This window comes from Mesorhizobium sp. 43Arga (assembly GCF_053714255.1).
Map to the genome: position 1 here is coordinate 230,299 of NZ_JBSKBO010000008.1, position 25,999 is coordinate 256,297.

The following is a 25,999-nucleotide window of genomic DNA, read 5'->3' on the forward strand; positions in this document are numbered from 1 at the left end:
GCCTCAAATAGGCATCAGCCGAGTTTTGTCGAGGGACCATTTCGTGTAAAGAGCGCGGACTTCAAATTTCTTGGACCAGCGGGAACTCCGCGTCCAACGCAATCGACAGGAAAAACAACGGAATGCGCACGGACACCGGCCAGGTCTTCAAGCTCGAAGACTATCGCCCCAACGATTATCTCATTCCGCAGACCAACCTCACCTTCCGCCTTTCGCCCGGGGCCACCATAGTCACCGCGACACTGACGGTCGAACGCCGCGAGGGCGTAGCCGCCGCGGCGCCATTGGTGCTCGACGGCGACGGGCTGGCGCTCAAGCGCATCGAGATCGACGGCAAGAAGGCAAAAGCGGCGGACCTGCTGGTGACACCTGACCAGCTCACCATTCTCAAGCCGCCCGCGCGCCGCTTCCAATTGCTGATCGAGACCGAACTGGCCCCGGCGGGCAACGAGGCCCTGATGGGTCTCTATCGCTCGAACAATGTCTATTGCACGCAATGCGAGGCCGAGGGCTTTCGCCGCATCACCTATTTCCTCGATCGCCCCGACATCCTGTCCGTCTACACCGTGCGGATCGAGGCGTTGCGCGACGAGGCGCCGCTGCTCCTGTCCAATGGCAATCCGGGAGACAAGGGCGATATCGGGGACGGCTGGCACTATGCCGTCTGGCATGACCCCTTCCCCAAGCCATCGTACCTGTTCGCGCTGGTGGCCGGCAATCTCGGCCAGGTCGCCGACAGTTTCGTCACAATGTCCGGCCGCAAGGTCGAACTCGGCATCTATGTCGAGCGCGGCAAGGAGAAGCTGGCCGGCTACGCCATGGACGCGCTGAAGCGGTCGATGCGATGGGACGAGGAGGCGTTTGGCCGCGAATACGACCTCGAAATCTTCAACATCGTCGCAGTGTCCGATTTCAACATGGGCGCGATGGAGAACAAGGGCCTCAACATCTTCAACGACAAATACGTACTAGCCGACGAGGAGACCGCGACGGACGCCGATTTCGCCAATATCGAGGCGATCATAGCGCATGAGTATTTCCACAATTGGACAGGCAACAGAATCACTTGTCGCGACTGGTTCCAGCTTTGCCTGAAGGAAGGCCTGACGGTGTTCCGCGACCATGAATTCTCCGCCGACCAGCGCTCGCGCGCAGTCAAGCGCATCGCCGAGGTGCGCACGCTGCGTGCCCACCAGTTTCCCGAGGACCAGGGCCCGCTGGCGCATCCGGTGCGGCCGCGCCGTTACCGCGAGATCAACAATTTCTACACGGCGACGGTCTACGAAAAGGGCTCCGAAGTGGTGCGCATGATCCGCACCATCCTGGGGGCAGATGCCTTTCGCGCCGGCATGGACCTGTATTTCGAACGGCATGACGGCGACGCGGCGACCATCGAGGATTTCATCAAGGTGTTCGAGGATGCCTCGGGCCGCGACCTGTCGCAGTTCGCGCTCTGGTATCATCAGGCCGGCACGCCCAATCTGACGGTCAGTTCGACGCACAACGCGGCAGCGCAGGAGTTCACGCTCGAAATCGAGCAGTCGGTGCCGCCGACGCCGTCCGAAAGCCGCAAGCGGCTGATGCATATCCCGCTCGCCTTTGGGCTGATCGGCGCCGGCGGCAAGCCTGTAGCGTATAGCGGGGTCGAGGGCGCCGGCGTCGAGGACGGCGTCATCCATCTGCGCAAGCGCCGCCATACGGTGCGCTTTTCGGGTGTGACTGAGCGTCCGGCCGTGTCGCTCAACTGCGGCTTTTCAGCGCCGGTGACGCTGGCGGTCGAGCAGAAGGCCGACGACCAGTTCTTCCTTGCCCGCCATGACAGCGATGCCTTCTCGCGCTGGCAAGCCTTCAACACGCTGCTCACCGATGCGCTGATCGCTGCTTTCCGTGAAATCCTTGGCGGCAAGCAGCCGGTCTTCGCGACGCGGTTGACGGAGCTTGCCGGCAGCTTCGCCGGCGACGGGACGCTGGAGCCCGCCTACCGGGCGCTTGCGCTGGCACTGCCGGGCGATGCCGACATCGCCCGCGACATCGGCAAGAACATCGACCCCGACGCCATTCATGCAGCCCGGCAGGCGCTTGCGCTGGCGATCGCCACGGCCAATCGCGAGGCATTTTCCGAACTCTATCCCAGCCTTGCCGACAAGACCGCCTTCAGCCCCGACGCGGCGAGCGCGGGACGACGCGCCCTGCGCAACATTTTGCTGGATTATCTCTCGCTGCTGCCGGGCGGAGCGGCGTTGGCGGCCGGGCATTTCCAGTCCGCGACCAACATGACCGACCGCGCGGCCGCCCTTGCCGTGCTCGCGTATCGCCACCATGCTTCGCCGGAGGCAAACAAGGCGCTGGCGGCGTTCGAAAGGTCCTATGCGTCCGACCCGCTGGTCATGGACAAATGGTTCCAGATCCAGGCCAGCGTGCCGGGGCCGCAGGCTGTGGACACGGTGCGGTTTCTAACCACCCATCCGGCCTTCTCGATGGCCAATCCGAACCGGGTGCGCTCGCTGATCGGCACATTCTCCAGCGCCAACCAGACCGGTTTCCACCGCGCCGACGGCGAAGGCTATCGGTTCTTCGCGCAAACGGTGCTCGATGTCGAAAAACGCAATCCGCAAGTGGCGGCAAGGCTGGCGACGGCACTGCGGTCGTGGCGTTCGCTCGAACCGGGCCGGCAGGCCAAGGCCCGGGAAGCGCTGCTTTCGATCGCCAATGCCGAAAACCTGTCGGCGGATCTGCGCGATATTGTCGAGCGGACGCTGGCCTAGGTGCCCCTTGCCTTCTCCCGTGTGGGAGAAAGCCCAGCCGCCGCACCCCCAGAAGCGCATTATTTTAGTCTATTTTTAATCTTTTTTCGCCGGGCCACTGGACAAGGCGAATCACGTTTGATTCTTTACTGACGATTCGGAAGTGCGGCGTTTGCCGGATCACAAAGCAGCATAGGCAAATTCGGGGAGTGCCATTTATGGCAAAGGCGGACGCGTGGGGCGCGCCCGGTGGGATGGTTTTTGCGCGTCGCGAGACGCGCAGCGACGGTCTTGCCGGGAATACGCGGCTCATTGCCGAACCGGCCTACAAGCGGCTTCTGGCCGCCGAACCGCTGCTGCGCCGATCGATACCGGCCCTCATCATCATCTTCCTGCTCGTCATCGCGGCGCTGCGCGTGCTGTCGCTGATGAACGAACGCGACGATGTCGAGCGCGATGCCAAGGCGATCCTGACGCTGGCGGCGGGTCAGCTGGCCAGTTCGCTGGCCACAACCTCCGATACCGTACCTGGCGCTGTCCAGGACCTGCTGGAGACCACCAGCCGCCAGGGCGCAATGGGCCGCAGCCATGTGCTCGTCATCACCGACAGCGCCTTCAGGATCACCGCGGTGACGCCGCGCTCGATGCCGTGGCAAGGCCATTCGCTCGACGGCCTCGTCCAGGGCGGACAGCCACTGTTCATGTTCGGCGACCGCGCCGGCGTCATGGAGGTCAACATCGGCGGCCGGGACTGGTACGCGGCGGTCAGCGTCGCCAAGGATCGGAAGGGAGCCGCGGCGGCGCTGGTGCCGCAGGAGGCGGTCTTCGACACCTGGCGCAAGACCGTCTCGCTCAACGTCACCCTGTTCGTGCTGACGGCCGGCGTGCTGATCATCATCCTCTACGCCTATTTCGGGCAGGCGGCGCGCGCCCAGGCCGCCGACCGCATCTACCTCGAAGCGCATCAGCGCATCGACATGGCGCTGGTGCGCGGCCGCTGCGGCCTGTGGGACTGGGACATGGTGCGCGGCAAGATGTACTGGTCGCGTTCCATGTACGACATGCTGGGCTACGAGCCCTGCGAGACGATGCTGTCCTTCGGCGAGGTCGACGAGATCATCCATCCCGAAGACGGCGACCTGTTCGAGCTCGCCAACAGAATTGTCGCCCGCGAAATCGACCACATCGACCAGGTGTTCCGGATGCGGCATGCCGATGGCCAATGGGTGTGGATGCGTGCTCGTGCGCAGGTTATGGATCCGGAAGCGCCGGAAATCCAGCTGATCGGCATCGCCGTCGACGTCACCGAGCAGCGCCATCTGGCGCTGCGGTCCGAAGCGGCCGACCTTCGCCTCAGGACCGCGATCGAGAACATCAACGAATCCTTCGTGCTGTGGGATTCGGCGCAGCGGCTGATCATGTGCAACTCCAAATACCAGCAGGACAACGGGCTGTCGGATCGTGACGTGATGCCGGGTGTGACGCGCGCTTCGCTGGAAGGGCGCATGCTTGCCTTTGCGTCCGAGCGCCGGCTTGCCAACACCAATGGTCCGCAAGGTGGCGCCACTTTCGAGCGGCAGCTGTCCGACGGCCGCTGGCTGCAGGTCAATGAACTGAGGACCCGGGACGGCGGCATCGTCTCGGTCGGCTCCGACATCACCCAGATCAAGCTGCATCAGGAAAAGCTGGTCGACAGCGAGCGGCGGCTGATGGCGACGATCCATGATCTCAGCCTCGCGCGGCGGGCCGAAGAGGAACGGTCGCGTGAACTCGTCGACCTCAACCGCAAATACATGAAGGAAACCGAACGCGCCGAGGCGGCGAACCGGGCCAAATCCGAATTCCTGGCCAACATGTCGCATGAATTGCGTACGCCGCTGAACGCCATCATCGGTTTCTCCGAGCTGATGGAACAGGGGCTGTTCGGTCCGCTGGGATCGGCGCGCTACGAGGAGTACGCCACCGATATCAACAGCAGCGGCAAATATCTGCTCGGCGTCATCAACGATATTCTCGACATGTCCAAGATCGAGGCCGGCCAGTTCTCGCTGGACCAGGAGCAGATCGACCTCGGTCCGCTGATCAGCGAGACGGTTCGCGTCGTCTCGCTGCAGGCCGCGCAAAAGGCGATCACCGTGGAAACACGCATCGCCGACGCGCTGAGTTTGTTCGCCGATCGCCGGGCCATCAAACAGATCGTCATCAACCTCCTGTCCAACGCGGTGAAGTTCACCGGCCAGGGCGGCCATATATCGGTCAGGGCCCGCAACACATCGGGTGCGCTGGTGCTGACCATCGAGGACAATGGCTGCGGCATTCCGAAGGAGGCGCTCGGCAAGCTCGGGCGCCCCTTCGAACAGGTGCAGAACCAATTCTCCAAGAACCATGCCGGGTCCGGTCTCGGCCTCGCCATCTCACGCTCGCTGGCGGAGCTCCAGGGCGGTGCGCTGAAGATCCGTTCGACAGAAGGTGTCGGCACGATCGTGTCGGTGCGCATTCCGGTGAAGAAGGCGCCGCCGGCCGTCAAGGCCGCCGCTTGAGCAGCAGGCTCCGAGCGTGTCGCCGGGGCCTGGATCAAACAATCTATTGGACGCTGTCGTCATCATCCGACTGGCGATGATGGCCCAAAGCGGAGGCCCTTCGGCAGTTCGCTGTTCTCGATCTTGCCGCCATTGTTCTTGTCGAGCATGGCGAACACCTTTTTCATGGTCGTCCGGCACGAAGCAAAAGGTCAAAGTCCTTCCTGACTTTCTGCGACGTCTCCTTGAGATATGCTTCCAGCACACCGAAATCCGGCAGGTCGGTGACCGCCAGAAGCAGATCCGAAAGCCCTGGCGGAACGTCGTCGTGTTCGAACGGGCCGGTGAGGCACAGCCGGGTCATCTGCGTCAGCGCCAGATAGAGTGCGAAGGCGGCACCTAGTTCCTGCCTGGCGCCGGCATCGGCGAAGCCGGGCGCGAGGCGGGACAGGATCTCGGTCGTACCGGTGACACGCGGCCCGGCCTCGACCTGCCCGGTGATGACGGCCACCTGGGCAATGAATTCGAGATCGATAAGCCCGCCGGGGATCAGCTTGATGTCCCAGAGGTCACGCGCCGGCTTTTCCTTCTCGATCATGGCGCGCATGTCCGCGGCCTCAGTCTTCACCTTTGCCGCGTCGCGCGGCTGGCCAAGCACGGCCGCAACTTCCGCTTCGACCTCGGCACATAGGCCGGCATCGCCGCCAATGGCGCGCGCCCGCGACAGCGCCATGTGTTCCCAGGTCCAGGCCTCCTGACGCTGGTATTTCTTGAAGGCATCGATATGGGTGGCCACCGGCCCCTTATTGCCGGACGGCCGCAGCCGCAGGTCGAGTTCGTAGAGCACTCCTTCCGCCGTCGGCGCCGATACGGCCGAGATCAGCCGCTGCGTCATGCGGGTGTAATAGTGCGAAGGCGCCAGCGGCTTGCCGCCGTCGGAGTCCTCGGCGTCCGCGTCATGGTCGTAAAGCAGGATAAGGTCGACATCCGATCCCGCGGTCAATTCGCGGCTGCCGAGCTTGCCCATGCCGAGCAGAGAAACCACGCCGCCGGCGATCGTGCCGTGGCGCACCGCGAATTCGGCGGCCACCGCCTGCAACGCAGCCTCGATGGTGAGATCGGCGAGATCGGAAAAGGCGCGGCCGGCGCGGGCCGGGTCGATAGAACCGGCAAGCAGCCGCACGCCGATCAGAAATTTTTGCTCCGAGGCAAAGATGCGCAACCGGTCGAGCACCTCCTCATAGGCCCTGTCGCCTTCGAGGAAGGCCGAAAGGCGTGCCGAGAGATAGGCGCGGTCGGGGAGTTCAGTCAGCAAGGCCGGGTCGAGCAAGCCGTCGAAAACATGCGGCCGACGCGTGATGATCGCCGCCAACCGGGGCGCGGCACCCATGATCGTCGCCATCAGCTTGAGCAGCGCCGGGTTGGACTGCAGCAGCGAGAACAGCTGGATGCCGGCCGGCAGGCCGGCAAGGAATTCGTCGAAACGGATCAAGGCTTCGTCCGCCCGGCGCGTCTGGCCGAAGGCCTTGAGCAAGGCCGGCGTCAACTCCGTCAGCCGCTCGCGCGCTTCCGCCGACTGGGTGACGCGATAGCGGCCGAAATGCCAGCCGCGGATGACGCGGCAGATGTCGCTCGGCCGCTGGAAGCCGAGACCCTGCAAGGTCTGCAGCGTGTTGGGGTCATCGACATCGCCGGTGAAGACCAGATTGCCGATGCCCGCCGAAAGCTCCGGGGCCGTTTCGAACAGTGCCGCATAATGGCGTTCGACCTGCTGCAACGAGGCGCGGAACGCCTCGGAAAACGCAACCGCATCGGCAAAGCCCAGCATGCGGGCAATGCGCTCCAGCCCTTCATCGTCCTCCGGCAGCGTATGCGTCTGCTCGTCCGCCACCATCTGGACGGCATGCTCGACGCGGCGCAGGAACCAGTATTGGCGGGCGAGTGCATCACGCGCGTCGGCGGTGATCCAGCCGCGCGCGGCGAGCTGGCCGAGCATCGGCACGGTTTCGCGGCCGCGCAATTCGGGGAAGCGGCCGCCGGCGATGAGCTGCTGGGTCTGGACGAAGAACTCGATCTCGCGGATGCCGCCACGGCCGAGCTTGACGTTGTGGCCCTTCACGGCGATCTCGCCGTGGCCCTTGTGGGCGTGGATCTGGCGCTTGATCGAATGAACGTCGGCAATCGCCGCGTAGTCCATGTATTTGCGCCAGATATAGGGCTGGAGTTCCCTAAGGAAGGCAGCGCCCGCAGCAAGATCGCCGGCCACCGGGCGCGCCTTGATCATCGCCGCACGTTCCCAGTTCTGGCCGCGCGCTTCGTAGTAGCGCAGTGCCGCTTCGACGGGGATCGCCAGCGGCGTCGAACCGGGATCTGGGCGCAGCCTGAGATCGGTGCGGAAGACATAGCCGTGCTCGGTCCGGTCTTGCAGGATTCGCACCAAGCGGCGCGTCAGCCGCGAAAACAGCTCGGTGGCGTCGAGGGGGTCGACCACGGCGGGCGCTTCCGGATCGAAGAAGACGACCAGATCGATGTCGGAGGAGAAATTCAGCTCATGCGCCCCAAGCTTGCCCATGCCGAGCAAGATCCAGCCCGATTGCAGCGACGGGTTGTCGAGGGGCAGCTTGAGCTTGCCCTGGCCATGCGCGTCGCGCAGCAGGAAGTCGACGGCCGCACGCGTGCAGGCGTCGGCAAGATCGCTCAGCCGCCGTACCGTCAGCGACGTCTCCGCCTCACCGGCAAGATCAGCCAGCGCGATCAGGAAATGCGCCTCGGCCTTGCACTGCCGCAACTCCATCATCAGGCTGGATTCGGAGACCGTCTCGGCCAACGACGCCTGTTCGATCGCGGCGGTGATCGCCTTCAGGCGCGCCTCGACCGGCTGGTCGAAAAGGGCATCCAGGATACGAGGCCGGCGCCGCGCGGTGTCGCGCAAAAATGGCGAGAGGTCGAAGACGGCGGCCAGGAAATCCTGGCCTTCCCCCTTGCCGGCCAGGAATTTGGCCAGCCGCGCCAACCCTTCTTCACGTGCCGCGGTGGCGATCTCGGCCAGTTCCTGCCGCGCCCGGCCTTCGCCGAGAGGGACAAGCCCAACGACTGGCTTCAGCAGCCAGTCCGTGCGCGTCCGCTTCGCAACCGCAGCCATCAGTGATCCTCCCATGCCGGGAAACTCATGACCACGGATAGTCCCGGATTGCCAGGCAAGAGATCAAGCCGCCCATGATGGAAACTCATGACCGCCTTGGCGAGGCTGAGGCCAAGGCCGGAGCCCGGCTGAGAGCGGCTCTTCTCCAGCCGCACGAAGCGTTCGGTCGCCCGGGCTCGATCGGCATCGTCCGGAATGCCCTGGCCGTTGTCGGCGACACAAAGCCTGATCTCGCCATGTGTCCGCTCGAGCGTCACGCGAACCGCCGGCTTGGACGTGGAGTCCGTCGAATATTTGATTGCATTGTCGACGATGTTGGACAGCGCCTGGCCGATCAGCTCGCGGTTGCCGTCGACAAGAAAGGCCCCACTTACTTCGGCTTCGAGCGAAACGCCGGCCTCTTCCGCCACCGGCTCGTAGAGCTCGGCGACATCACGCACGGCCGCCGCCAGATCGACGCGGTTGGTGTGCTCTGATGAATATCCCGCCTCGAGCCGGGAGATCATCAGGATGGCGTTGAAGGTCTTTATCAGCTGGTCGGATTCGGCGATGGTGCCCTCCAGCGCCTGGCGGTAGTCGGCGGGCTTGTGCTTGCCGGAAAGCGTCGCTTCGGCCCGGTTGCGCAACCGGGTCAACGGCGTCTTCAGATCATGCGCGATATTGTCGGAAACCTGCTTCAGGCCTTCGTTGAGCGTGGCGATCCTGGCAAGCATGGAATTGAGATTTTCCGAAAGCCGGTCGAATTCATCGCCGGCGCCGGTCACCGGCAGCCGGCCCGAGAGATCACCGCCCATGATACGACGACTGGCCTCCGACACGCTGTCGATGCGCTTCAGCGCGGCACGGCCGACAAAGAACCAGATTAGCAGTCCGCCGAGCCCCATCATGCCGAGCGCCAGCGTCAGCGCCCGGCGGATGACGGCGCGAAAGCGCTCCGGTTCGCCAAGATCGCGGCCGACCAGCATGATCATCTGGTTAGGCAGCCGCAGCACCAGTGCAATGGCGTTATGGCCCTGCTCGCCTTCGGCTTGCTGCGCCGCGCTGTCGCCAGTTGCAGGAGCTGTCGTCTGGTCGGACGTTCCGCTGCGCAGGCGGTCAAGCTCGCCTTCTCCGAAGCGCTTGTAGGAGAACGGCTCGGTGGTCCAGCCCTCGGTGTCGATTACCCCCGGTTCCAGGCTCTGCACGTTGCCGGTCAGGATCTGGCCATTGGCATCGGCGATGAGATAGAGGTTGGCACCGGGCTGGCGGGAACGGTTTTCGACGACGCGCACCAGCACGGGCAGGCCACCGCGTTGATAGGCGCGGGCGAGGCCCAGCACTTCGTCGTTGATGGTCTCCTGCGTCTGCGCCGTCAGCATGCGCGCCGAAAGCGAGGTCATGTAGAAGACGAGCAGCACGGCGCAGAGCGCGAAGAGTAGAAGGTAGAGCGCCGAAAGCCGCGCTGCCGTCGTCCTCATGATGGCCGGCACGGAAAGCGCCATGCTGTCGCCTAGCCGCCCTTCAACATGTAGCCGGCGCCGCGAACCGTGTGCAGGATCGGCTTGTCGAAGCCCTTTTCGATCTTGCCGCGCAGCCGCGACACGTGGACGTCGATGACATTGGTCTGCGGGTCGAAATGATAATCCCAGACATTTTCGAGCAGCATGGTGCGCGTCACCACCTGGCCGGCATGGCGCATCAGATATTCGAGCAGGCGGAACTCGCGCGGCTGCAGGGTGATCTCGCGCGCCGCCCGGCGCACCGAATGCGACAGCCTGTCGAGTTCAAGATCGCCAACCCGGTAGACGGTTTCAGCCTCCTTGGCGCTGGCGCGCCGGTTCAATACCTCGACACGGGCCAGGAGCTCGGAGAACGCATAGGGCTTGGTCAGATAATCGTCGCCGCCGGCGCGCAGGCCGGTGACCCGATCATCGACCTCGCCCAGCGCCGACAGGATCAGCACCGGCGTGGTGTTGCCCCGTGAGCGAAGACCGGCAATGACCGACAGACCGTCGCGGCGCGGCATCATCCGGTCGATGACCATGACGTCATAGTCGCCGGCATCCGCAAGCGCAAAACCGGTCTCGCCGTCACCGGCGACATGGGCGGTATGACCTGCCTCGGTGAAGGCTTTCTGCAGATAATCGGCAGCCTCGCGATCGTCTTCTATGACGAGAATCTTCATAGGGCCGTTATACGCGATTTCGCTGGAAGGTTGAGTAGCCGGCATCTGCATTTTAGCCTTTGCCAAAGCGCGCCTCGATCAAGATGATCGAGGCCGCACGCGATAAAATCTTGTTCTCTGGTTGTCTTCATGCCGAACATGCCCGCTTCGGGGCATCATCCGGCAAATCATCACATCCTCTCGGCTCAGGCCCGAGGCAGCGTTTCTGGGCGGCTTACAAAATGTGCGGCAGCGGGCGATGGGAGGCCCGCTGCCGCTGGAGGAGAGCACGATGACTGACTAACGTACCCGGCTCCATGCTTTCCCATGCGGCGGCTCGGGGGGTGTTTGATACCACCGCACCGGAAAATCGTTGTCAGCCCTTGGCGACGGGCAGCGCGACGAAACGGTTGTTGTTGTCGCGGGTGATCTGCATCAGCACCGCCTTGCGGCCGGACTTCACCGCGTCGGTCATCGCCTTGGTGACATCCTCGGTGCCATTCACTTCGTTCGAATTGACCGCGGTGATGATGTCTCCCGGCTGGATGCCGCGGTCGGCCGCAGCGCTGTCGGGATCGACATCGGTCACGACAAGACCCTTGCCGTTTTCGGACTTGGTGACGGTGAGGCCGAGATCGGCCAGCGTATCAGGCTTCGCAGGAGCGGCAGGCTGCTGCTGCTGGTCGTTGGAGGCCTGCTTGTCGCTGGCCGGCAGTTTGCCGAGATCGACCTTGATCGTCTGGCTCTTGCCGTCGCGCCAGACGGTGACGTCGACCGACTTGCCGGGCGAATAGGCGCCGATCAGGCGGGCGAGTTCCTTCGGCGAGGCGACATCCTTGCCCTCGACCTGGGTGATGACATCGCCAGCCGTGATGCCGGCCTTCTTGCCGGGACCGTCGTCCTGGGCGCTGGACACCAATGCACCATTGTTGGACTTCAGACCGAGCGATTCGGCGATATCCGACGTAACCGGCTGGATTTCGACGCCCAGCCAGCCGCGCTGCACCGCGCCGCTCTTCATCAGGTCCTCGACAACCTGCTTGGCGGTCGAGGCAGGAATGTCGAAGGCGATGCCGACACTGCCGCCCGAGGGCGAGAAGATCGCCGTGTTGATGCCGACCACCTGACCGTTGAGGTTGAAGGTCGGGCCGCCCGAATTGCCGCGGTTGACCGAGGCGTCGATCTGGAGGAAATCGTCATAGGGGCCGGCGCCGATATCACGGCCGCGCGCCGACACGATGCCGGCGGTGACGGTGCCGCCGAGGCCGAACGGATTGCCGACAGCCACGACCCAGTCGCCGACGCGAACCTTGGAATCGTCGGCGAAATCGACATAGGTGAACTTGCCGCCGCCTTCGACCTTGAGCACGGCGAGATCAGTGCGCGGATCGGTGCCGACCAGCTTGGCGTCGAGTTCCTTCCCGTCATTGGTCACCACGGTGAAGGCGGTGCCTTCTTCAACGACGTGGTTGTTGGTGACGAGGTAGCCGTCCTCGGAGATGAAGAAGCCGGAGCCCTGCGCCACCGGGCGCGGCTCGTCATTGCCGCGGTCGCGGTGACCGAAGCGGCGGTGGCCTTCATCATTCTGGCCGCCCTGATCGCCAAAGCCGCGGAATTCCTTGAAGAAGCGGCGCAGCTGCGGATTGTTGGGAAGATTGTCGAAGCCATCCTGGCCATCGGAGCCATCATCGGCGGTCGGCTGGATCTTGGCCTTCACCTTGACGCTGACCACGGCGGGCGAAACGCGTTCGACGACATCTGCGAAGCCTTGCACCTGCGGCGCCTCGACGCGTACGGCATCGGCCAGAACGGGGCTGGTTCCGCTGGTCAGCGCGCCGACGCCGATCACGCCGGCAACGGCGACGGAAGCGGCGGCGGCCAGAAGACGCTTGCGAGTGCGGCAAAATGAATTGGGGGCAATATTCATGGGGTCTCGTATCCTCTTTCATAGGGACGCGCCTTGATCGGCATCCTCAGGGAATGAGAATTAGAGCGGCGCACATTACAGCGCCATTTCCGACGCATGAAACTTTGGTAATGTTAGCGGGCGACAGCAGCCGTCAGTCGCGGTGCAGGATAGCGTCCAATGCCGCCTGTTCATCGGCAGACAGGCTCTTTGTCGCCAGTGCCCGGCGCGACCGCGCGGTCAGCACAATGAATACGCCTCCGACCAGCAGCAACAGCACCGGCGTGCCCCAAAGCAGCGCATTGCGCAGGTCGAAGCGCGGCTTCAGCAGCACGAACTCGCCGTAGCGCGAAACGACATAGTCCATCACCTGCTGGTCCGAATCGCCAGCAACGAGGCGCTGGCGCACCAGGATGCGCAGGTCGCGGGCGAGGTCGGCATCGGATTCGTCGATCGACTGGTTTTGGCAGACCATGCAGCGCAGACCTTCCGACAGTGCCCGCGCCCGCGCTTCGAGCGCCGGATCGGCCAGCATCTCGTCAGGCTTCACGGCCAGCGCGGTGCCGGCAAAGCCGAGCGCCAGCATCAGGACGAGCAGCGCGGCGCAGAACCTTGCCTTCATGGCTGGACCGCGGGCGTCACGGCGCTCGCCTGCTTGCGCCGGCGCGAGGGCGCGCCGACTCGCAGACGCCTGTCCATCAGCGACATGGCCGCGCCCGCCATCATCACCAGGCCGCCACCCCAGATCAGCGTCACCAGCGGTTTCCACCACAGGCGCACCACGACCGAGCCGTCCTTGGCTTCGTCGCCAAGCGAGATGTAGAGTTGGGAAAGACCGAGGGTCATGATGCCGGACTCCGTCGTCGTCGTCTGCCGCACCGGATAGAAACGCTTGGCGGAACTGATTTCGCCGACAGGACTGCCGCTGGCACCGATCAGCTCGAAGCGGCCACGGTCCTCGCTGTAGTTTGGCCCCTGCGCCGGGTAAAGCCCGACGAAACGCAGCGTATGGCCGGACAATTCCACAGTCTCGCCGGCGCGCATGGAGAGGATCTTCTCGGTGCCGAAGGAGAGCGTGGCGACGATGCCGAGCAAGGTCAGGCCGAGGCCGAGATGGGCCAATGCCGTGCCGAAGACCGAGCGCGGCAGGCCGGCAAAGCGCCTGAGCATGACGGCCGGCGCAACCGATCCGACGCCGGACTTGACGGCAAGATCGGTGAGCGCACCGGCGACCAGCCAGACGGCAAGGCCGATACCGAGGGCGGCGAACACCGAGGCGCCGTCGATAAACAGGCCGGTAACGAGCATTGCCGCCAGCGCCGTGGCGAAGGCCGCCATCAGGCGCTGCGACGCCGCGATGATGTCGCCGCGCTTCCAGGCGAGCAGCGGGCCGAACGGCACGAGGACCAGAAGCGGCAGCATCAATGGGCCGAAGGTCAGGTCGAAGAACGGCGCCCCGACCGAGATCTTGTCGCCGGTGAGCGCCTCCAGCGCCAGTGGATAGAGCGTGCCGACGAGCACCGTGGCGGTCGCCGTGGTCAGGAACAGATTGTTGAGGACGAGCGCGCCTTCACGCGAGATCGGATGGAACAGGCCGCCGGCCGTCAACCTTGAGGCGCGCAGCGCAAACAGCGCCAGCGAGCCACCGATGAACAGCGTCAGGATGCACAGGATGAAGACGCCGCGCGCCGGATCGGTGGCAAAGGCATGCACCGAGGTGAGCACGCCCGAGCGCACCAGGAAGGTACCGAGCAGGGACAGCGAAAAGGTGAGGATGGCGAGCAGCAGCGTCCAGATCTTCAGCGCCGAGCGCTTTTCCATGACGATGGCCGAATGCAGCAGCGCGGTGCCCGCCAGCCACGGCATGAACGAGGCGTTCTCGACCGGATCCCAGAACCAGAAGCCGCCCCAGCCAAGCTCGTAATAGGCCCAATAGGATCCCATGGCGATACCGCCGGTCAGGAACATCCAGGCGACCAGCGTCCATGGCCGCACCCAGCGCGCCCAGGAGGCGTCGATGCGGCCCTCGATCAAGGCGGCGACCGAGAAGGAAAAGCAGATCGAGAAGCCGACATAGCCGAGATAGAGCAGTGGCGGATGAATGGCGAGGCCGAGATCCTGCAGGACCGGGTTGAGGTCGCGCCCTTCGATCGGCGCCGGATTGAGGCGGATGAAAGGGTTGGACGTCGCCAGGATGAATAGGAAGAAGGCAGCGCCAATGGCGCCCTGGACGGCCAGCACATTGGCGCGCAGCGTCGCCGGCAAATTGGAGCCGAAAGCCGCAACGAGAGCACCGAAGAAGGTCAGGATCAGCACCCAGAGCAGCATCGAGCCTTCGTGATTGCCCCAGGTTCCGGTGATCTTGTAGATCATCGGCTGCAGCGAATGCGAGTTCTCCCAGACGCTCGCCACGGAGAAATCGGAGTTCGCATAGGCGCTCGCCAGTGCGACGAAGGACAGTGCGGTCAGCGCGAAGCCGGTCACCGCGACAGGACCGCCGACAGCCATCAGACGCTGGTTGTTGAGGCGCGCGCCAAACAGCGGCACGATCGTCTGCACCAGCGAAAGCGCGAACGCCAGGACCAAGGCGAAATGTCCGGTCTCAACCATGGCTGTGCCCATGATTGACCCCTGCCCTTCTGCCAGACCTACTCACTCTTGCTCTCCTGCCAGACGCCCTTGGCCTTCAGCCCGTCGGCCACTTCCTTGGGCATGTAGCGCTCATCATGCTTGGCCAGCACGCTGTCGGCAACAAAAACGCCGTCCGGGCCGAAACTGCCCTCGGTGATGACGCCCTGCTCCTCGCGAAAGAGGTCGGGCAGGATGCCGGTATAGGTGACCTTGACCGATTCGTGCGTGTCGGTGACTGAAAAGGCGACCGTCGCGCCCTGCCCGCGCTGGATGGTGCCTTTTTCGACCAAACCGCCGAGCCTGATGCGCTGGCCGGGCTGGACACTCGCCGTGGTGAGGTCGGCCGGCATGTAGAAATAGGAAGCCTTCTGCCCCAGCGCGTAGAAGGTCAGCCCGGTGGCGGCGCCAAGGAAAGCCAATCCGCCGACAATGACCGACAATCGTTTCTGCTTGCGCGTCATATCAAGGTCTACTCCATCGCCGTCAGGCCGAGCGAGGCGGCAAAGGCGGTGAATTTCTTGGCTTCGTCGCTGTCGGCGCCAAAGACGGCGATAGCGCGACCCAGCGCCTCGCGCGCCTGATCGGCCTTGCCCAGCACGACATAGGAACGAACGAGCCGCATCCATCCTTCCGGGTCACGCGGATTTTGCCGCAGTTTTTCGTCGAGGCCGGCGACCATGGTGTTGATCATGGCTTCGCGATCCTGCGGCGACATTGAGGATGCAGCGTCGACATCGGCAGCGTCTGGCCCCTTAGCGGTAGCGCCGGATGCGACTTCGGGGCTGGCGGATTTGGCCAGCGCCTGTTCAACGGCACTGCGCCATGGCGAATCCGGCGGCAAAGTGCCCAGCATCGCCTGCCAGGCCGTGGTCGCTTCCTTGCTGCGTCCCTCCTGCGCCAGGGCCATGGCCAGATAGAAGCTGGCTTTCGGATTGGCGGGATCCAGCTTCAGCGCCGCCTCGAAGGCGTCCTGGGCATCGGCGGAAACGATGCCGCCGGCCGCACCGGCGATCGCCTCGCCGAGGCCGGCCTGGCGAACAGCGCTGGCACCGTCGAGGCGGATGGCGTTGCGGTACGCGGCGGCGGCATCGGAAAAGCGCTGCATGCGCAGATAGACCGGGGCGAGCACATCCCACCCCCTGCCCTCGGACGGGTTGGCGGCAAGGTGGGCCTCGGCCCGCGCCACCAATTCGTCGACCGAACTGTCGGCCGGGTTCTTGGCCAGCCTTTCGCTGAGCGGTTGCGCCGGCAGGTCAGGCGAGCCGATCTGGCTGTAGACTCCCCAGCTGACCAGCGGCACCGCCAGCACGGCGACGGTCGCGACAAGCCGCGCCGTGACCGAGGCCTGCCGGGTCGATGCCTTGCCGGCCGCATCGGCATTGTCGAGGCGAAGGATGCGGCGCGCAATTTCTGCGCGCGCCTCGGCCGCTTCCGCCGGTTGGATCAAGCCGCGCCCGGCGTCGCGGTCAAGTTCAGACAACTGGTCGCGATAGACTTCCAGATCATGATCGCCGCTCGACGACGCGCCCTTGGCTCCCGCGGCCAGCGGCAGCAGCACCGCCAGGCTCGCGCCGAGCGTCAGTATCGCGGCTATGACCCAGAACAGCATGGTTCTTCCAATAACGACAGAGCCCTGCCCTGCCAACACAGGCATCCTGCGACGCTTTGACGGTCAGCGCGCCTGACGTCCTTGATCGACATCAACCGGCCGGATTCCAACCGGAGCCGGCCTGATCTTTGTTTTGTGCATGTCGCTGTCCTAAAACCGCGGCGCACTTTTGGGCGACATGCGAGCTGTCAGGTCAGCGGCGTCCAGCTGCCATCGGCATTGCGGCAAGCGGTTCCGCGCGCCGTCACCCCGGCACCGCCGGTGAACACCGTCTGCGTGTACTGGCGGCAGTCCTGCGAACCGACACGATAGGGCTGGGCCGGAACCACCTCGCCATAGTGCGAAGCCTGATCGCCCTTCCACGCCACCTTCTGACCGCTCGTCGTATATTCGAGCGCCTTGTATTCGGCCTCGAGCGCGCTGCGCTTCTCGGCGTCGCTGAGGCCATTGCCGATCGAGCCGCCGATGAGGCCGCCGTCCATCGCCGAAATGATCGACTTGGTGACCTTGCCGCTTGTCGGAGGCGTCGAGGCCGGTGTCGGCGTCACCGTGGGGCCTTTGCCGCTCAAGGTGGTGCAGCCAGACACGGCCAGCAGTGCGGAAACAAGCGCGACGCGAATCTTCATGCCAACAACCGGTTTTCTTGAATTGGAGCCTGCCATGGATGCGCCGGGGGCCGCGTCATCGGAGAAGTAGGCGTGGCCATAGTATTGATATTTGTCGGAAATTTGGCCGCTGCCTGCCAGTTCGGGAGCAATCGGCATTGCTCCAGGATCAATCGATATGCCGCCATACCATACGCCTTCCACCCCTGTCGATTGGCCCGGGAAAGCGTCACTGAAGGCTTCGCAAGCGCACCACTGCCTTCAATCCACCCAGGTCGGATCGTTCGAGCGCGAGAACGCCTCCATACTCGTTGACGAGGTCGGCGACAATGGCAAGTCCCAGACCTGTTCCCGGTTTTGTCTCGTCCAGGCGCCTTCCACGCTTCAGCGCGTCGCGCGCCTTGTCCTCGGGAATGCCAGGGCCGTCATCGTCGATGCTGATCTCGAAAAGATTGTCGTCCTTGCCGGCCAAGGGCGCCACCGTGACCGACACCGCGCTTTTTGCCCATTTCATCGCATTTTCGAGAAGGTTGCCGAGCAGTTCCTCGAGGTCCTCGCGCTCACCGGCAAAGACGATCTCGGTGGCCGGCAGGGACAGCGACAGGCTGGTCTGCGGGTTGAGCTTCTGCAGGACCCGCGCCATGCGCTGCACCAGCGGCGCCACCGGCGTGCGGTAGACGACGCTGTCGCGCTGCGCCGCGACGCGGGCGCGCTGCAAATAATGGTCCACCTGCTTCTGCATCGAGGCGGCCTGCTCGGCGATCAATTGTCCCTTGGCGCCGCCAAGCGCCCGGCCCTCATTGAGCAGCACCGCCAGCGGCGTCTTCAGCGAATGGGCGAGATTGCCGACCTGGGTCCGCGAGCGCTCCACGATGCGTTTGTTATTTTCGATCAAGGCGTTGGTTTCGTTGGCTAACGGCTCGATCTCGGCCGGGAAGCGGCCATCGAGCCGCTGCGCGGTGCCTTCGCGCACCATGGCAAGGGCGTTGCGCACCCGGCGCAGCGGCTGCAGGCCGAGCAGGATGGCGATGGCGTTGATGGCGATCATGCCGACGCCGAACAGGCTGAGATAGGTCAGCAGGCGGCGCTGGAAGGTGGCGATCTCCTGTTCGAGTTCGCTCTGGTTTCCCACCACGCGAAAACGCGCGGCGCGGTTCTTGGCATCGAGCACGAATTCGCTCTCGAACACTTCGAGTTGCTCGCCATCTATGCCTTCGGCCGAATAGCTGCGCTGGAAGCTGGCATTGAAGGGCACCTCGGCGACGCTTGGCGACGGAATTTTGCTCGTCATCGACGACGAATGAAGGTCACCATGCACGCCCTCCGAGGCAGGCTCGACCGACCAGTACCAACCGGATTTCGGCTCGGAGAAGCGGAGGTCGCCAAGGTCGGGGGCGCCGGTGAGCGCACCCGTGTCGGAAATGCCGATGGAGCCGATCAGGTTGAACAGATGCGCCGAAAGCAGGCTGTCGAAGCCGCGCTCGCTGGCTTGGCGGTAGAGCGTGGTGATCAGGGTGAAGATGACGACGAGGGTCAGGATCGCCCACACAGTGGAAAAGGCGATCACGCGGAACGTCAGCGAACGCGGCCACAAACGCAGCGAAAGCGGCGCCCTTGCGGTTGGTTTGAGCGGTTCCGAGTTACGCCTCCGGCTCGCGCATGCGGTAGCCCATGCCACGCAGGGTTTCGATCATGTCGATGCCCATCTTCTTGCGCAGCCGCCCGACAAACACCTCGATGGTGTTGGAATCGCGGTCGAAATCCTGGTCGTAGAGATGCTCGACCAGTTCGGTGCGCGAGACCACCTCGCCCATATGGTGCATCAGATAGGCAAGCAGGCGGAATTCGTGCGAGGTCAGCTTCAACGGCACACCGCCGACATCGGCCTTCGAGGCCTTGGTGTCGAGGCGCAGCGGCCCGCAGGTAAGCTCCGACGAGGCATGGCCGGCGGCACGGCGGATCAGCGCCCTGAGCCGCGCCAGCACCTCCTCGATGTGGAACGGCTTGGTGACATAGTCGTCCGCGCCGGCATCGATGCCGGAGACCTTGTCGCTCCAGCGGTCGCGCGCGGTCAGGATCAGCACCGGCATCTTGCGGCCGCCACGGCGCCAGCGCTCGACCACGCTGATGCCGTCCATCTGCGGCAGGCCGATATCGAGCACGACGGCGTCATAGGGTTCGGTGTCACCGAGGAAATGGCCTTCCTCGCCGTCGAAAGCACGGTCGACGACATAGCCAGCGTCGACCAACGCGTCCGCTATCTGCCGGTTGAGATCCTTGTCATCCTCGACGACGAGTACGCGCATGCGGAGATCGATACCTTTTGAAGGACTTGTTCAGATATAGGCCGATTCCGGCGGCCTGGGAAACGGAGGCCTGTAAGATGAAAGATTGGGTCAGTTCTGCGGCACGACGATCTCGGAACGGCGCGGACGCTGACCGTCCTTGCCAGGCACCAGCACGACGATGACGCAGACCGGCTGGCCACCGCGTGTCGACTGCGAGGCCTTGGCCAGCGTCCCGCCATTCTGTTCGGCCACCTGCTGGCCGATCGCGTAGCAGTCGGATGCGGCCAGGACGATCGGGCTGGACTGGTCGGGCGCGCTCAGCGGCATCGCCGTCGCCTGCGACGCCAACAGCCCGGCGGCACAGAGCGCCAGGGTCGCGGTTCGAAAGTGGGAGCGAAGCGTTTTCATGGTCGGGGTTGTAACGCATCGGTGCTGAACGTGAAATGAACGGTGATCGATGCGAAAACCATGTCCGCTACACCCCAGAAAACGCGAGACGACCGACGGTGATTTCGACGCCCCGACCGACGAAATTCCCGCGGACGCCAGTCTAGACTCCGTTTCGGTCAGATTGAAAGCGTGTCAGGCATTTTCCTGCGTCAGCGCGCGAAACCGCAGCAGCCCGTGATGCACGAGGAGTTCCTCATCGTAACGGGCCTCGGTGAATTCAAGCGACAGCCGCGTCTTGCCGCGCCGGCCGACCACCAGTGCGGCGTTGGCAAGGCGGGCCTTGATGGCGGCCATGATGGCAAGGGTTTCCTCTTCACCATGGGCTTTCGACCAGACATGCAGCGTAATCAACTGATCATTGTCGTTCTCGGCGCCGGTGTCCCAGTCAAAGGCGCTGGTCTGACCAAAAGTCACGTAGGGAAAAGCGGCATTTTCCGTCGCCCGCTCGAGCAGCCCGGCGCCGCCAAGCAGCGCAGACAGCGACTTATCGCTTTTGAGCCTCAGAAAAAGTGCCTGCAGCAAATCGCCGGGCGCGGTCATTTGTCGTCCCCCTCGCCTGTCATGCCTTGCGCAAGCGGTTCGTCATACTGGCAAATTCGCGCGCAGCGTACCCGGCTCGTCAAGTCTGCGCCATATCGCATGATTCGTCTCGTCGCGATCATGATCGCCGATCATCTCGAAAATACGACCCCTGTGATGAAGAGATTGCCATGCCAAGCAACCTTGGAGAGCCGGTCTGCTCAGCCGGCATGTTGCCCGAGCGTGAATGAAGTCGAGGAGACGGGCCAGGCTCGGCCGCACCTCGGTGCGGTTCGTCTAGTGCCCGGCACGCTGCCAGGTCATTACACTGCGCACCGCCAGAACCAGCACCGTGATGATGATCAGGATCACCGAAAGCGCTGCGATCGCCGGGTCGATGTTGTCGCGCAGGCCCATCCACATCAGGCGGGGCAGCGTGATGGCGTTGACCGAGGTGATGAACAGGGTGACGCCGATTTCTTCCCAGGACAGTACGAAGGACAAAAGTGCCGCGGTGATGATGCCGAACTTGATGTTGGGCATGATGATGCGGGTGGCGCGCTCCCAGACAGTGGCGCCGAGCCCCCTTGCGGCGAGGTCGATGCGGCGGTCGAGCTGGCTGAGCGAGACCAAGATCAGCACGGTGGCGAAAGGCACCGTCATCACCGAATGCGCCATGGCGACGCCGAGCCATGTGTCATAGCCGAAGAACGAACTGAAGCCGGAGAGCGAGGTCAGCAGGAAGTAGAGCGTGATTGCCGAGACCACCGGCGGCACCACCATCGGCAACAGCACGAAACCGACCAGGGCTGCAGTGAAGCGGGGCTGGAACATCCACACGCCAAGGCTGAAGCAGAGCGCCAGCACCGTGGAAATCGCGCTGCTGACGATGCCGATGCGGATCGACAGCAGGATCGACTGGAGCCAGCGCGGATCCTCGATCAGCGAGCGATAGTGGCGCAGCGACAGTTCGCCCGATGGCATCGCCAGCATGCGGCTCGGCGTCAGCGACACCGGGATGACGGCGAGCAGCGGCATCAACAGGAACAGCGCCACAAGGGCGGCGAGGATCAGCGAGACGGGTCCGGGGCGATAGGTCGGCATCAGATCAACTGCTTCGGTCTGACATAGCGGAATAGCAGCGCCATCAGCGCGCCGACAAACAGCACCAGCACGACGCTGATCGCAGCCCCCAGCCCCCAGTCCGGGCTCTGGAAAATCCTGAGATAGATCAGTTCAGCAATCATGACGCTGCGGCCGCCGCCGAGGATCGCCGGCGTGACGAAAAAGCCGAGCGAGAAGACGAAGACGATCAGCGCCGAGCCGATGATGCCGGAGCGTGTCATCGGCACGAACACCGTCCAGAAGGTGCGCATGCGGCTGGAGCCAAGCCCGCGCGCTGCCAGCAGCACGCGGTCGTCGAGACTGCGCATGGCGGACGCCAGCGGAAAGACCGCGAAGGGAATGAGGAAATGCGTCATGCCGACGACGACGCCGAATTCGTTGCGCACCAGGGTCAGCGGTTCGGAGATGAAACCGATCGATTGCAGCCAGGTGTTGATCAGGCCGCGATTGGACAAGAGCGCCACCCAGCCGAAGGCGCGCGTCAGCACCGAGATCCAGAATGGCACCAGGATGCAGAATTCGGCGATGAGGCGCTGCGCCGGGCTGCCGCGCACCCAGACGACCGTGATGGCGTAGGCGGCGGCGACGGACACGACAGTGACGATCGCCGCGATGCGCAACGTGCGGATGAACACCGACTGTACCAGATCGTCGGTGAGCAAGGCATCGTATTGGCCAAGCCCCGGCGTCGGCAGAGTAAAACTCCACTTCACCACGCCGAGGAACGGCCAGGCATAGGCCAGGACGAGGAACAGGAGCAGCGGCGCCATCAACAGCGCCGCGCCCATCCTGTCGGAGAGAACGCCTCTCATGTCAGATCGTCGCGGCCGATCAGGCGGAGATGATCTTGGTGTATTCGTCGAGCGCCGCGCCGTAGTTCTTGGCGTACCAATCCATGTCGAGCGCGATCTGCTTCTTCATGTTCTCGGGATCGACCGGGTTGATGCGCTTCTTGTCGGCCGGGATGAGCGCATCGGCCGCCGGGTTCGCCGGGCCCTGGCCGAGCTTGTCGAACATGACGAGCTGCTTTTGCGGATCCTGGGCGCTGGCGATGAACTTCATCGCCGCGTCCTTGCCGCCGGGATTGTTCTTGAGCACGGCCAGGGCGCCGGGCGAGATCAGGCCCTGGTCCCAGATGAACTTGATCTTGCCGCCGGAATCCTGCTCGATCAGCGAGGCACGGGTCGACCAGACGATGGCCATCGAGGCTTCGCCATTGAGCAGCACGCTCTGGCTCTCGGCACCACCGCCCCAGTAGGCGACGACGTTTTCCTTGAAGGCGGCGATCTTGTCATGCGCCCGCTTGAGGTCGAGCGGATAGAGCGAAGCCGGCGCGATGCCGTCGGCCAAAAGCGCCGCTTCCCAGCTCGACACGCCCCATTTGTAGAGCGAGCGCTTGCCGGGGAACTTCTTCACGTCGAAGAAGTCGGCCATGCCGGTCGGGGCGTTGCTGCCGTACTTCTCGGAATCGTAGGCGATGACATAGGAGAAGAAATAGGTCGAGGCGGCATATTCCCAACCGAAGCCGGGGCGCATCTTCGTCTTGTCGACGATCTTGTAGTCGATCGGCTCGAGCGCGCCCTGGGCGCCGAGCGTGATGGCCGAGAACGGGTCGACGTCGACCAGGTCCCAGGTCGGCGCGCCGCTCTTGAACTGCGCCGCAATGGCGCCTTCGGTCGGGCCCGAGCCGTCCATCTTGACGGTGATGCCGGTGTCCTTGGTGAAAGCCTGGCCGTAGGCCGCATCATAGGCGGTGATGGCGTCGCCACCCCAATTGACCAGCACCAGTTCCTTGGCCGCGGCAAAGGCGCTCGTCGAGCGCAGCAGCATCGGCGTGCCGGCGAGCACGAGGGCTGCCAGTTGCGTGAACTGGCGGCGCGAAATCTCGCCGCGTCTGGTCCTTTCGGACAGCGTGTCGATGGCGTGTTTCTTGGTGTCGTTCATGTCAGTTCCCCTTTGTTTTCGTTGATTTCAGTCCGGAAGCCGGTGCGGCGGGTCAGGCCGCGCCGGCGCTCATTGTCCTCCGTCCGGAAGGAGGAAACCCTTTTCGGCCGGCCAGGTCAGCCAGACGGAATTGCCTTTGCTAAGTGCCGCGGCAGCGACCTCGTTCGGCACAGAGACGGTCACCTTGGCGCCTTGGCGTGTGGTGAGGTCGAGCTTGGTCGCCGCCCCCAGATAGGTGGAGGCGATGGCGGTCGCGGCGATGCCGTTTTCGCCGACGGCCGCTTCGCGCGCGATCGACATGTGCTCGGGCCGGATCGCGAGGATCGCGTCACCACGGACCTTCTCGGCCTTGCAGTGCATATTGACCGCGCGGTCTTCGCAAAGGCCCGTCGAGCCATTGTCGGCGGGCTTCACCCCCTTCAGTGGCAGCATGTTGATCTCGCCGAGGAATTCGGCGACGAAGCGGTTGTCCGGCCGGTCGTAGACTTCGTCCGGCGCGCCGACCTGCAGCAATTTGCCGTGGTTGAAGATGGCGACGCGCGAGGACAGCGCCAGCGCCTCGCTCTGATCGTGGGTGACGAAGACGAAGGTGGTGCCGGTTTCCTGGTGCAGGCGCTTCATCTCGGCCTGCATCTGGCCGCGCAGGCTCTTGTCCAGCGCCGAGAACGGCTCGTCGAGCAGAAGCACGCCCGGCTCGAACACCAGTGCACGGGCCAGCGCGACGCGCTGCTGCTGGCCGCCGGAAAGCTGCGAGGGCAGTTTCTTCTCATGGCCGACCAGGCCGACGCGCTCGATCATCTCGCCGACGCGCTTCTTGATGTCGGCGGCCGATTTCTTGCGCACCTTAAGCGGGAAAGCGATGTTGGCCTCGACGCTCATATGCGGGAACAGCGCATAGCCCTGGAACACCATGCCGGCGGCGCGCTGTTCGGCCGGGCGGTCGGTGATGTCGGTGCCGTCGCTGAAAAGCTTGCCTTCGGTCGGCTGCACGAAGCCGGCGAGGATCATCAGGAAGGTGGTCTTGCCCGAGCCGGAGGGGCCGAGCAGCGTCAGGAACTCGCCGCGGCCGATATTGAGCGACAGATTGTCCAACGCACGGAACGAGCCGAAGCTCTTGCCGATTCCAATTGCCTTGATCTCTGCGGCCCGGCCGGGTTGCTGCATCCTGCCCTTTCCCTCAGTCTTAGGCGAAATGGTAGGCAGGGTCGTGGCTCACCGCAACCGAATAGTTTTCGCCTGATCGGCAAATTTGATTCACGGGTGGTGGGGTTTTGTGGGCGACTGGAGCGTCTGCTTGCGGTGACGTTCGGCAAACTCACCAACGTTCGCGATTAGCGAAGGCATTCATGCCGTCGTCATTGTAGGGCGGAGCAAGGAGCGAAGCTCGGTCGCGGAGACCCGAGGGATGACGACTGGAAAGGTTAGCGCTCCTTCGCGCAGTCGTCCGTCATATCAGCCTGCAGCGCTCGCCCAATACGCCTAAAGCCTGTTCTCCGACAGCTTTGCCCTGAGCCAGTCGCTGAAGGCGTTGAGTACGGGATGGCCGGCCTTGGCGTGCTCGAAGACCAGGAAATAGGAGCGTGGCGAGGGTACGGAAGCTTCAAACGGCTTGACTAGCCTGCCTTCGCTCAGCGCCCGGCGGCCGGTCAGCTCGTCACCCATGGCAATTCCCTGGCCGGCGACCGCCGCCGAGAAGACGAGGTTCATGTCGGAAAAGAAGATGCCGCCTTCGGTATCCGGGTTCTCCACCTTGGACAGCGCCAGCCAGCGCGCCCAGTCCTCGGTGTCGGAGAGATGCAGCAGGTTGGCGCGCAGCACGTCCGCCGGTTTGGAAAAGCCGCCGACCTTGTTGAGCAATGTCGGGCTGCAGAGCGGCGTGAAGTGGACTTCGCAGAGCAGCTCCACCGCCCGGTTCGGCCAGTTGCCGACGCCGAAAGCGATGAAGGCGTCGGCGTCCGGATTCGAGACGTCGTCGAGCCGGCGCGGCGTCAGCACCGAGAGCGCCACGTCAGGGTACATTTGCTGGAACTCGCCGATATGGGTGCACAGGAACATGGAAGCGAAGCCCGGCGGGCAGGAAATGGCGAAGGAACCACCGACGCCGGCGCCGCTGTTTTGCGTGCCCGCGTCGCCAAGCACGGTCAGTGCCTTCCTGACATCGGCAGCGTAGCGCTGGCCGCGCGGCGTCAGCGCCACCCCCTTGCCGATGCGCTGCAGCAGATCGAAGCCGAGATCACGCTCCAACAACCGCAACTGGTGGCTCACCGCGCTGCGGGTGAGGTGCAGTTCGTCGGCGGCACGCCAGACGCTGCCATGCCTGGCGAAACTGTCGAGGGCGCGCAGCGCCTGTGTGGAGGGAATTCTCAAGAGGTGA

The 25,999-nt window shown here is 64.1% G+C and carries 21 protein-coding genes; 2 read left to right on the plus strand and 19 right to left on the minus strand.

The genetic code is table 11. The features are described from left to right. Nucleotides 1-122: 122 nt before the first annotated feature. Both pepN and ACWGS8_RS25885 read left to right on the plus strand, forming a co-directional pair. Nucleotides 123-2,765, plus strand: a complete 2,643-nt coding sequence (gene pepN, locus ACWGS8_RS25880; RefSeq protein WP_454583566.1) for an aminopeptidase N — start codon at nt 123-125, stop codon at nt 2,763-2,765. A 197-nt stretch (nt 2,766-2,962) separates the two neighbouring features. After that, on the plus strand, nt 2,963-5,284 hold the full coding sequence (locus ACWGS8_RS25885; protein ID WP_454583567.1) for a PAS domain-containing sensor histidine kinase: 2,322 nt from the start codon (nt 2,963-2,965) through the stop codon (nt 5,282-5,284). Nucleotides 5,285-5,346: 62 nt separating this feature from the next. On the opposite strand, the gene ACWGS8_RS25890 is transcribed toward ACWGS8_RS25885, so the two are convergent. The 19 genes from ACWGS8_RS25890 to ACWGS8_RS25980 form a co-directional block, all read right to left on the minus strand. Further along, complete coding sequence (locus tag ACWGS8_RS25890) at nt 5,347-5,451, minus strand: EF-hand domain-containing protein (protein WP_454583568.1); 105 nt, start codon at nt 5,449-5,451, stop codon at nt 5,347-5,349. After that, the gene (locus tag ACWGS8_RS25895) at nt 5,448-8,405 is read right to left on the minus strand and encodes a bifunctional [glutamine synthetase] adenylyltransferase/[glutamine synthetase]-adenylyl-L-tyrosine phosphorylase (protein ID WP_454583569.1); all 2,958 of its coding nucleotides are present in this window, start codon (nt 8,403-8,405) and stop codon (nt 5,448-5,450) included. Before ACWGS8_RS25895 ends, ACWGS8_RS25890 begins: the two co-directional genes overlap by 4 nt. Then, nucleotides 8,405-9,886: an ATP-binding protein gene (locus ACWGS8_RS25900; protein ID WP_454583570.1), complete on the minus strand. Its 1,482-nt coding sequence runs from the start codon at nt 9,884-9,886 to the stop codon at nt 8,405-8,407. Before ACWGS8_RS25900 ends, ACWGS8_RS25895 begins: the two co-directional genes overlap by 1 nt. A gap of 8 nt (nt 9,887-9,894) precedes the next feature. After that, entirely contained in the window at nt 9,895-10,569 is a 675-nt protein-coding gene (locus ACWGS8_RS25905; protein WP_027046649.1) for a response regulator transcription factor, read from the minus strand. A 355-nt stretch (nt 10,570-10,924) separates the two neighbouring features. Continuing rightward, nucleotides 10,925-12,475 (minus strand): Do family serine endopeptidase, encoded by a 1,551-nt coding sequence (locus ACWGS8_RS25910; protein WP_454583571.1) that lies wholly within the window; start codon nt 12,473-12,475, stop codon nt 10,925-10,927. Nucleotides 12,476-12,608: 133 nt separating this feature from the next. Beyond that, the gene (locus ACWGS8_RS25915) at nt 12,609-13,076 is read right to left on the minus strand and encodes a cytochrome c-type biogenesis protein (protein WP_454583572.1); all 468 of its coding nucleotides are present in this window, start codon (nt 13,074-13,076) and stop codon (nt 12,609-12,611) included. Continuing rightward, on the minus strand, nt 13,073-15,064 hold the full coding sequence (locus tag ACWGS8_RS25920) for a heme lyase CcmF/NrfE family subunit (protein ID WP_454583649.1): 1,992 nt from the start codon (nt 15,062-15,064) through the stop codon (nt 13,073-13,075). The genes ACWGS8_RS25915 and ACWGS8_RS25920 overlap by 4 nt, the downstream gene beginning before the upstream one ends. A 38-nt stretch (nt 15,065-15,102) precedes the next feature. Then, nucleotides 15,103-15,546, minus strand: coding sequence for a cytochrome c maturation protein CcmE (gene ccmE, locus ACWGS8_RS25925; protein WP_454583573.1), 444 nt, complete (start codon nt 15,544-15,546; stop codon nt 15,103-15,105). 8 nt (nt 15,547-15,554) lie between these two features. Then, nucleotides 15,555-16,694: a c-type cytochrome biogenesis protein CcmI gene (gene ccmI / locus ACWGS8_RS25930; protein WP_454583574.1), complete on the minus strand. Its 1,140-nt coding sequence runs from the start codon at nt 16,692-16,694 to the stop codon at nt 15,555-15,557. Nucleotides 16,695-16,882: 188 nt separating this feature from the next. Continuing rightward, entirely contained in the window at nt 16,883-17,320 is a 438-nt protein-coding gene (locus tag ACWGS8_RS25935; RefSeq protein WP_284277489.1) for a hypothetical protein, read from the minus strand. Between the two features lie 208 nt (nt 17,321-17,528). Next, nucleotides 17,529-18,899, minus strand: coding sequence for an ATP-binding protein (locus ACWGS8_RS25940; RefSeq protein WP_454583650.1), 1,371 nt, complete (start codon nt 18,897-18,899; stop codon nt 17,529-17,531). Nucleotides 18,900-18,939: 40 nt separating this feature from the next. Next, the gene (locus tag ACWGS8_RS25945; RefSeq protein ID WP_454583575.1) at nt 18,940-19,605 is read right to left on the minus strand and encodes a response regulator transcription factor; all 666 of its coding nucleotides are present in this window, start codon (nt 19,603-19,605) and stop codon (nt 18,940-18,942) included. Between the two features lie 90 nt (nt 19,606-19,695). Continuing rightward, nucleotides 19,696-19,995, minus strand: coding sequence for a hypothetical protein (locus ACWGS8_RS25950; RefSeq protein ID WP_454583576.1), 300 nt, complete (start codon nt 19,993-19,995; stop codon nt 19,696-19,698). A gap of 174 nt (nt 19,996-20,169) precedes the next feature. After that, the gene (locus ACWGS8_RS25955) at nt 20,170-20,577 is read right to left on the minus strand and encodes a DUF3168 domain-containing protein (protein ID WP_454583577.1); all 408 of its coding nucleotides are present in this window, start codon (nt 20,575-20,577) and stop codon (nt 20,170-20,172) included. Nucleotides 20,578-20,853: 276 nt separating this feature from the next. Beyond that, nucleotides 20,854-21,660 carry an ABC transporter permease gene (locus ACWGS8_RS25960; RefSeq protein ID WP_454583578.1) on the minus strand — a complete coding sequence of 269 codons (807 nt, stop codon included), beginning with the start codon at nt 21,658-21,660 and terminating at the stop codon, nt 20,854-20,856. Continuing rightward, the gene (locus tag ACWGS8_RS25965) at nt 21,660-22,493 is read right to left on the minus strand and encodes an ABC transporter permease (protein WP_032929475.1); all 834 of its coding nucleotides are present in this window, start codon (nt 22,491-22,493) and stop codon (nt 21,660-21,662) included. The genes ACWGS8_RS25960 and ACWGS8_RS25965 overlap by 1 nt, the downstream gene beginning before the upstream one ends. A gap of 19 nt (nt 22,494-22,512) precedes the next feature. Beyond that, complete coding sequence (locus tag ACWGS8_RS25970; RefSeq protein WP_454583579.1) at nt 22,513-23,625, minus strand: ABC transporter substrate-binding protein; 1,113 nt, start codon at nt 23,623-23,625, stop codon at nt 22,513-22,515. A 69-nt stretch (nt 23,626-23,694) separates the two neighbouring features. Beyond that, nucleotides 23,695-24,789: an ABC transporter ATP-binding protein gene (locus ACWGS8_RS25975; RefSeq protein ID WP_454583580.1), complete on the minus strand. Its 1,095-nt coding sequence runs from the start codon at nt 24,787-24,789 to the stop codon at nt 23,695-23,697. A gap of 315 nt (nt 24,790-25,104) precedes the next feature. Beyond that, complete coding sequence (locus ACWGS8_RS25980; RefSeq protein WP_454583581.1) at nt 25,105-25,992, minus strand: LysR substrate-binding domain-containing protein; 888 nt, start codon at nt 25,990-25,992, stop codon at nt 25,105-25,107. Nucleotides 25,993-25,999: the final 7 nt, after the last annotated feature.